Here is an 8,228-nt window from a genome sequence, read left to right as displayed (position 1 = left end):
AAGCGAGGATGCATCGTAGCACACGGGGAGATAATCGTCGGCAACACGGGCATGTCGTGCTTCGTTGCGCTTAACTTCTCGTTCCCGCGGACCACTCAGAGCGAAACTTATCTGGCGAAATTGGGTGAGATGATGCACAGGTGGGCTGGCCGGTGATGGCTCCATCAGATCGAACGTTTGATGCTGCAGTCTCGTGGATTCGCGGCCGTCTCGCACGCGTTAAGATTCGCCGCTTCATCAGGGGCGGCATATTGCCCGCCGAGCAGGTCATGCGTTGCGCTCCCTATCAAATTCGCGACAGCGACCTCGAAGATGAGCGGATCAAGGCCGAACTGGCGCGCAAAACCCGTGTCGCACCAAAGAGGACAATCAGGAATCGCTGTTTTCTGCCGTTTGAAAAAGGGGGTGCATAATAATTCAGTCTTCGTGACCTCACGCAGATGCGCCCGCTCCGCCGCCGTGAGATAGAAGCTCTCATTGGGGCGATACGATTCGAGGAACGCGCGATTGTAGCCGATCGGCTTGCGGACATAAGCCTGAATCTCGGCGCCGGGCTCGGAGAGCGGCGGGACGGCTTCGGCTTCCGCCCATGCCTCGGCGCGTCCGGCGGCCATACCACGGTGGCCTGCGCTTGCGGCAGACGATAGCGCGCCCAGCGGCCTTCGCCTCCCATGACGAGGCGGCGGTGATCGAGGAGGTATTGAGGCGGTATTGCAGGATGCGGCGCGTTGGCGGCTCTTGCAGCCAATCGACAATCTGCTGTGCTGGAGGCCTCGCCTTCGCGGCGGCGAACGGCCTCCTCGATCGTCTGCAATTCCTTTGCCATGCGGACTCCTGCTATTGCGCGTAACGCCTACTTATGCGCAGTGCTGGACGCATCGATTGACGGAGAGCTGATCTCGAAAGCGAACTGGAACCTGGTTCTAGACGAGATTCTGCTGCCTGGCGATGAAACGCCTCGGTGGTTTCGAGGACCTGCGCAAAACTCTGTCCCGTGAACACGGTCAAGGGGCGCAAGAATGACGAAGGCTACCGATTTGTCCGTGCAGGGCCAGGATGCAAACGCAGCCTGCAGGACAGTGGTACGCCGAAGCCCATGATCACCCAGAAGGGCACTCCTATGAGGCGGCAAGCGGCAGTTGATGCCGGAAAGTGGAGCACTGGCCGCACAACGGATTGAACAACCCCGCTGACAATTTCCATGTGCCGTTGCGAATGGACGATGCGGGGCTTCCGATCACCGGAAACCCTTCAGCGCTTCGTCTCGATCTTCTCCGCCCTGCACAACCTTTTCGTTCCACCTCGCTCAAGACACTCCGCGTTTGCAATCCATCTTTACCCATCTGAACGCAATGGCGGAGCGGAAGCCCGTGACTGCGCTCTACACAGCAGCGCACACCGCTGGAGCGCGTTCATACGCAGACAACGTGACAGCCTCGGTGCTGGTTGCCCTGCCGCACGATGGCGCCAGCGGTGCATCTCTCGCCAATTACCTCATGCCGCGCCAGATGGCCCTTCTGCTAACACTAACCTGTTCACCTTTAACACTTCTTCATCAAAGCATCACAAAGCTCCTGTGCGTACACACGCAGTTGTTCTCAACATAATCAACTACTTACCACACAATGTCGCACTCCCGTCGCTACGTTGACGGAAACTCTATAAATGATATTCTTCGGCCAACGGTTTGGTAAGACACAGAGGGTCACCCGATGGTCGGATGTATTTTGGCGTTATCCGCATTTTGTTTCTGAAAGAGCAGTGGTAAACGATGAGATAGGGATCGTCTGGCAGTAGGACAGCGAAGCTTTGCTCGGTAGACCCTCGTTCGAACCCAAGTCCCTCAACCAGTTCAGGACATCTCTATTTTAGTTGCCGGCTCCTTGGAAGCTCCGTAGCGAAAGCGGTTGCCGCTGACCTCGTCAATTTGGCGATGCGGAGGGCCTAGGACCTAAGAGTGGACGACAAGTGAGAAGTTCTCAGCCATAACGATTGCGCTTGCGCGAAGGAGAAACAATATGCAGCTTATACTGGAGCGCTTGGCCACCAAGATAAAGCAGGCCGATATTGATCAGCAGCCTTCCGGAAAGTTACGTATTGACGATATGTTTGATACTGACTCCGTGCCACGTCTTCCCGGAGACGACATCTATCAGTCTATCGGTCCCCCTGATGCAATGTTTCCAGACGGGGGCGGTCTAACAGAAAAGATCACCAAATGGCAAAAACCGGAGGATCGCCTGCACTGGAGGAGCGACATACCTGATACTCACCATAAGGCACAAATAAAGGTCCACGATATCCAAAATATTTTGGACGAATTTGAGGATTCCGTAAAGGTACTCTCACTTGACTGTTTCGATACGTTGCTATGGCGCAATACCGCGACACCTAGAGACGTTTTCGCCGTGCTGGCCGATAATCCCGTCGCGCGAAGGGTAGGAATAACTCCTCACCAACGCATTAGCGCTGCTGCGCGTGCCTATCGAGCGAAGCCTCTAGAGAACGGATCCAGGGAGATCGATATCGGTGATATTTATCGGCCTTTTACATCGCTTTCTGGTGAGGAACGGGAGCTATTGGCCGAGGCGGAAATCCGGACCGAAATGAATGTTTGCTTTGCATTCTCACCGTTTGTAGAACTGATCAGGCTGGCGCACACCCGTGGTATCAAAATTGTCGTCGTGAGCGATACGTATTTGCGCGAAGACGAGTTAAGGCGCCTCTTGGCTAGGCATTTGCCTGCAGACGTTATGCAGGCAATCAGTAAGATTTACTGCTCTGTCGATTATGGGACATCCAAGAGCCATGCCCTTTTTGAGATTGTAATCAAAGAGTGTGGCGTGCCTGCATCGCAACTACTTCACATCGGGGATAATGAGGTATCCGATGCGCAAGCGCCGCGGAAATTGGGCGTACGTGCGCTACATTTCCTGCCGTTTGATCGAGAGGTCGCAGACTTCTTGCGCCTACAGCACGCGGCATCTTCGTTGATTGTACTCGAACAGGCAGCCCCGGAGGCAGTTGTTCTTCCCTGTTACAGTCCATTTCGCCCAATTTTTTCTGTAGCAAACCTTCAGCCGTACGCGCCTGAGACAGTGATCGGCTACATGTCGTTTGGCCCGGTGCTATACGCCTATGCCCGTTTTCTTATGGACGAGGTGGAGGCGCTGCAGCAGCAAGGCAAGCGAGTAAGAGTCTTCTTTCTCTTGCGTGACGCTTATCTTCTTTCAGCCGCTTGTGAAGCATATGCGGGTCAGCCCGTCGGGAAGCTGGTACGAATCCGCAGGTTCGTTGCTGTTGCCGCCTCTTTCAGAACCCGTGCCGACGTCGATTATTACATCAGCGGGATCAATCCCGAATTTGACGATCTTCATTCCACTGCAAAACAGCTTTTGCTCCCGCCTGAAGTGACGGAATTGTTGATACGAATTGCACATCAATCTGACGATCCAAAAAAGACGTTCTATCAGTTGCTGCACGACGACGATGTGTTGGAGTTGATATTAAAGAACTCCTTTGCTTTGCGTGGCCGCATGATGCGCTATATGTCAAAAGAATTGGAGTTGGAGGAAGGCGATACGATTATCTTGGCAGACACAGGATATCACGGCAATACGCACCAATATTTGGTTCGCACCTTCAAGGAAGAAATGAAAGTCGACATATTGGGCCGCTATGTGGTCGCCGCCGACGAACCTTACCGTGCGGCGAACAGCAAAGCGCTCTTTACGTCGCCCTGGTGGAATTACGATCTATTTGAGCAATGCTGCGCTATCAAGGAAGGCGCTGTTGTGGACTATGATGTGGACGGCGAGCCAGTTCTTGGGGAGATTATACTTAGTGACAAGCAGTACGAGAAGGTTGCCAATGTGCAAGATGAATGCGTACGCTTCATCAATGATGCGAGGACGTTTTTTACCAAGGCTGGCGTGACGCACGAGTATTCTATTTTGCAGGCGGCGGCCCATGCAGCTCTATTCCGTCATGCCCATATGCCGATTGAAGCGGAGTTGGAATTTTTCAAGGACTTCGAGTACGACGATCTAATGGGACCAGATCGCAAGAAGACGATCTATCATCTGGAAAGTGCTTGGAAGAATGCGAGGTGCCTGCCCTCACCTTATCGGCTGGGTGCATATGAAACGCGCAGCTTGGGGCTTGACTTCACATTCAGCCGTCTGGTGCAAAGAAGATTTCAACTTGACCTAAACCCAGAAGATATGAACGTGCGTTTCTCACCTCTGAAAGTCGCGATTGGGGACACACACGAGTCCAAGGTCGTCTTGCTTAGAGCACAGCATCTGCATGACGGTTATTTCTCTATTATGCTGCCATATGTAAGTGGCACCAGCGTCAAAATGCTCCTGGGGGAGCACTACGAATGGTTGCAAATCGAAGATATACGAGTATTAGATAAAGAAGGAAGCGTGTGTAAGAACATGTCGAGCTGTCTCGATCTGGAAGAAATCAAACACGAGGGAGAAATGTACCGGTGCCTGTCACAAGCAAGTGTCGCGACAATCCGTCCCGTTGGTTTGCAACAGTTCACAACGCCTCGTTACTATCATATGATCTTTCGCCCATTGGTTTCGAGGGCATCTGATCCGCCGCCGAGTTAGGTCCCTCGCACTAAGGGAGGAAAATTCATGCCGCCTGCGCAGCGGTGGTTCACGGGATCGAGGGATTGGGAGGATAGCTAGCTGTGGAGCCTCAATAGGTTGTCCCGATCTAAGCCGATGCGACTGATGGGTGGTTTTGATCCTAGGCTGCCATGAGGTAATTACTCACGCCCTCGATGCGGCACGGTGCATCGTCGCTCGTCGTCGATGTCCGGGTACTGAAGCCGATGACTGCCAGCTTGCGTGCCGTTGCGACTGCAGCAACGTGTTTGCCGCGCTTGTCCCGGATGCGTATGAAGAAGGCGCGCGGCGAAGCTACGATCGCCGGCGCGGCCGCCGCGAGGTACTCAAGGAAGCGACGCAGTGAGAGCTCGCGATGATAGATGGTGTTGGGACGCAGCGTCAGGCGACGAACCGCAAGCCAGCGCTCGACAACGGCTCGCATCTCCGGCTTGACCGCTGGTCGATAGGCGTAAGGTGGCATTGCCTTCGGCGGGAGCGCTGCGACCTGCCCGCGATGAAGACTGGAGAGGTCGCGGCAAGAAGTGTTGCCTAACTACCCAACGTGGTAGTGGCAAACTCATTTTGCGGTGCGTAACAGTGCGATGGAACATTGAAATTGTCTCGCTGACCTGCAGGTAGCCCGATCGCACCGTCATCGGCGTCAGCTGCAGGGGTCAGCGGCCGAAGAGGCCATAAATGATAGTTGACATCCGAGCCCAACAGGTCGCCGGCGAGCACTATGATCTAGTCGTGATCGGCTCCGGCTTCGGTTCAGTCTTCTTCTTGCACGAGTTCTCCAGGAGAAGAAAAGCGCGCGTTCTCGTCCTCGAATGGGGGCGCCACAACACCCATGATTGGCAACTTGAGCACGGCTCAAACAGCAACGTCCAGGTTGACCGTACCTATTCCAGCAACTCCAGCAAGCCGTGGGTCTACACCATCGGCCTGGGGGGCGGAACGAACTGCTGGTTTGCGCAGACGCCGCGCTTTCATCCAAATGATTTCAGGCTGAAAAGCCTGTACGGCATCGGTCTCGATTGGCCGGTCAGCTATGACGATCTGGAGCCTTTTTACTGCACGGCCGAGGCGATTATGTCGATTTCTGGCGATCCCGACATGGCCGCGGTCATGCCGCGTTCCAGGCCTTTCCCTCAGCCGCCTCATCGCATGTCGGCGCCGGACCGGATGATGAAAGCGGCGCAGCCCGGCCAGCATTTCGTTATGCCGGCTGCGCGCGCACGCATCGCGACGGAACAGCGCCCCGCCTGCTGCGCCTCCTTCCGGTGCTGGCTGTGTCCAGTCGACGCGAAATTCACCGCCAATAACGGCTTCATGCATCTGTTCGAACCTCCCGATGTTGCGGTGTGCCTTAATTCAGAGGTGCGCCGGCTGGAGTACGCCGGCGGATCTGTTCAGTCGGTTACATTCGTGAATGAGGACAAGGAGTTCCAGGTCACGGCGGATCTGTTCGTCCTGGGGGCGAACGCCATTCAGAGTCCGGCGATAGTGCTGCGATCGGATCTCGACGGCGAGTGGGTAGGACGTGGATTGCACGAAGGCTTTGGTTGGAATTTCGAGGCCTATCTCGACGGGATCGACAATTTCGACGGCTCGACGATCACAACCGGGCTGAATTTCGGCCTGTACGACGGACCACACCGGTCGGACTACGCCGCCGCACTTGTCTATTTCGAGAACCAGTGGTCGTACGGGATGCGTCCCGAACCGGGACGGCTCCGGCAGACCCTGCCGCTGAGAGTCGTGACTGAAGACCTCCTCAAGCCGGAGAACCATGTCACGCTCGACGAGAACGAGAACGCCCACGTCGTTTACGCGGGGCCTTCCGATTATGCCGTGGAGGGCATGGCGCAGGCCAAGCAGCGGCTCGGTGAGCTGCTTCGGCCATTGCCGGTGCAGGAGATATTCGACCGAGGGCAATCGAAAACCGAATCGCATGTTCAAGGGACGCTGCGAATGGGCAGGGATGTCACGGATTCTGTCGTCGACCGGAACATGATCCACCATAAACTGAGGAATCTCGTCGTCGTGGGTAGCAGCACCTATCCGAGTTGTTCGTGCGCCAATCCCAGCCTGACTGCTGCCGCCCTCTCTCTCAGGGCAGCGAGCCGCATCGCGTAAGGAGGGATCCGGCATGATCACGATTTCGAGACGCGTAGTGCTTGGGCTTTTGGGAGGCGGTGTGGCCTCTATCGCTCTCGCATACGCTTCGCTGCGCTCCTTCGCCCACGAGGACCTGGTCCGCATGGTACTTGAGCGCCATCTTGGACCCCTGAACATGGCTGAGAACGAACTCCGGTCGTTCACCCAGGAGTTCCGCGCCCAGCGTCCGACCACCTTTCCGACCGAAAACTTAGCGGACGTTTCCGCGCTTCTGGAGAAGCTCAGGCTTGCATCCGCCGCCCGTCCCATCCTACCCGGCGACCGTGCGCAGCAGCTGGAGCATTTCGAGCGCTGGCTGCTCGCGGACTTCTACCTTTTGACCGACTATCCCTGGCGTCAATCACCAGGCGATCCGATCCGTTTCACGGGCCCGGAACCATGCGCCAACCCGTTTGCGATTATCGAAACAGCCAATAACCCCAGCAGAGCTGGGGGTTTGAAGGGGAACTGCCATAGGCGGTTATAAAGGATTCTAGGACAGATGATTGGAGGTTAGGAGGATTCGAATCTCAGTTGCATCTGGTCCAACTGCTTGTCGGCCAATTCCTGGTTTCTGTGTAGGCGCGGAACATCTCCTCGTCCCGCTCGACGGTCGAAACGAAGTAGCCCCTCGCCCAAAATTTGTGCCCCAGGAAATTGCGATCTGTTATAACCTTTTGATTACCAGCGCTGTGGCAAACAGCCTTCGATCATTTTCGGAAGGTTGCAATTTTCAAAGGTCGTCAGTTCGACCAGTCCGCGATCCTGCTTTGCGTGCGCTGGTACCTGGCCTACAATCTGAGCCTGCGTGATCTTGAGGAGATGATGGCTTGTTTCTCGAGCGGTTCAATCGGCGCAAGCGTAGCATGACAGCATGACAGCATGACCGGCAAATGGCATCCGGCAAATGGCATGTCGACGAGAACTACATCAAGGTCCGCGGTCAGTGGATGTAACGGGCCTGTCGAACCCGCCTTTGTGCCACTGGCGATTACGACGGAGCCGAAGATGGCTCCCGAGGCTTCGCCGGTTCCGGAGCCCGGTCGAGATCACTTCTGGGATCGTTATAGTCGAAATAGGCACAGGCCTGGTTATGCGGGGTCCCGGCGATTGGTCTGCCCCATTGAAGTGGTCCTCAATTAGGTACGGCTTTGAGCCGGTTGAGGAGTGCAGAGATGGCCAGGAAACGGCACACAGCAGAAGAGATTGTTGCGAAGCTGCGTCAGGTTGACGTGCTGACATCGCAGGGGCGTACGGTCGCGGAAGCGGTTCGGTCGATAGGCGTGACGGAAGTTACCTACTACCGGTGGCGCCAGGAATATGGTGGCCTGAAAGGCACGACCAGGTGAAGCGGCTGAAAGAGCTTGAGGCCGAGAACACCGTAAGCGGGCAGCTGAGGCCGTTCAGCGCTGGTAATTCCATGGCATGAGGGCGTCGATATCG

Annotated in this window: 5 protein-coding genes and 2 pseudogenes; 5 read left to right on the top strand and 2 right to left on the bottom strand. The window is 55.8% G+C overall.

Translation table 11 applies throughout. The features are described from left to right. Window positions 1-164: 164 nt before the first annotated feature. Entirely contained in the window at window positions 165-614 is a 450-nt protein-coding gene (locus tag X773_RS72800; protein ID WP_023680795.1) for a hypothetical protein, read from the bottom strand. 1,404 nt (window positions 615-2,018) lie between these two features. Between X773_RS72800 and X773_RS72795 the strand changes: the two genes are divergently transcribed. Next, window positions 2,019-4,622: an HAD family hydrolase gene (locus X773_RS72795; RefSeq protein WP_023680794.1), complete on the top strand. Its 2,604-nt coding sequence runs from the start codon at window positions 2,019-2,021 to the stop codon at window positions 4,620-4,622. A 142-nt stretch (window positions 4,623-4,764) separates the two neighbouring features. Here X773_RS72795 and X773_RS72790 read toward each other — a convergent pair whose 3' ends face one another. Beyond that, window positions 4,765-5,106, bottom strand: a complete 342-nt coding sequence (locus tag X773_RS72790) for a hypothetical protein (protein ID WP_156937509.1) — start codon at window positions 5,104-5,106, stop codon at window positions 4,765-4,767. Window positions 5,107-5,321: 215 nt separating this feature from the next. Between X773_RS72790 and X773_RS72785 the strand changes: the two genes are divergently transcribed. The 4 genes and pseudogenes from X773_RS72785 to X773_RS72775 all read left to right on the top strand — a co-directional run. Then, window positions 5,322-6,764 carry a GMC family oxidoreductase gene (locus X773_RS72785; protein WP_023680792.1) on the top strand — a complete coding sequence of 481 codons (1,443 nt, stop codon included), beginning with the start codon at window positions 5,322-5,324 and terminating at the stop codon, window positions 6,762-6,764. Between the two features lie 13 nt (window positions 6,765-6,777). Then, on the top strand, window positions 6,778-7,272 hold the full coding sequence (locus tag X773_RS72780; protein WP_023680791.1) for a hypothetical protein: 495 nt from the start codon (window positions 6,778-6,780) through the stop codon (window positions 7,270-7,272). A 242-nt stretch (window positions 7,273-7,514) separates the two neighbouring features. Then, window positions 7,515-7,735, top strand: a pseudogene (locus X773_RS75955) (IS6 family transposase); the annotation flags it as partial. A gap of 225 nt (window positions 7,736-7,960) precedes the next feature. Then, window positions 7,961-8,163, top strand: a pseudogene (locus X773_RS72775) (transposase); the annotation flags it as partial. Between the last annotated feature and the right edge of the window lie 65 nt (window positions 8,164-8,228).

The sequence above is a fragment of the Mesorhizobium sp. LSJC280B00 genome (assembly GCF_000502835.1).
Taxonomy (GTDB): domain Bacteria; phylum Pseudomonadota; class Alphaproteobacteria; order Rhizobiales; family Rhizobiaceae; genus Mesorhizobium.
Note: the sequence above shows the minus strand (reverse complement) of the source record. Positions and strands in the feature narration are given on the sequence as shown.

Bases quoted from the DNA above. Each gene is read 5' to 3' on its own strand.
- X773_RS72785 (WP_023680792.1), top strand. From the start codon at position 5,322: ATGATAGTTGACATCCGAGCCCAACAGGTCGCCGGCGAGCACTATGAT.
- X773_RS72780 (WP_023680791.1), top strand. From the start codon at position 6,778: ATGATCACGATTTCGAGACGCGTAGTGCTTGGGCTTTTGGGAGGCGGT.
- X773_RS72790 (WP_156937509.1), bottom strand. From the start codon at position 5,106: ATGCCACCTTACGCCTATCGACCAGCGGTCAAGCCGGAGATGCGAGCC.
- X773_RS72795 (WP_023680794.1), top strand. From the start codon at position 2,019: ATGCAGCTTATACTGGAGCGCTTGGCCACCAAGATAAAGCAGGCCGAT.
- X773_RS72800 (WP_023680795.1), bottom strand. From the start codon at position 614: ATGGCCGCCGGACGCGCCGAGGCATGGGCGGAAGCCGAAGCCGTCCCG.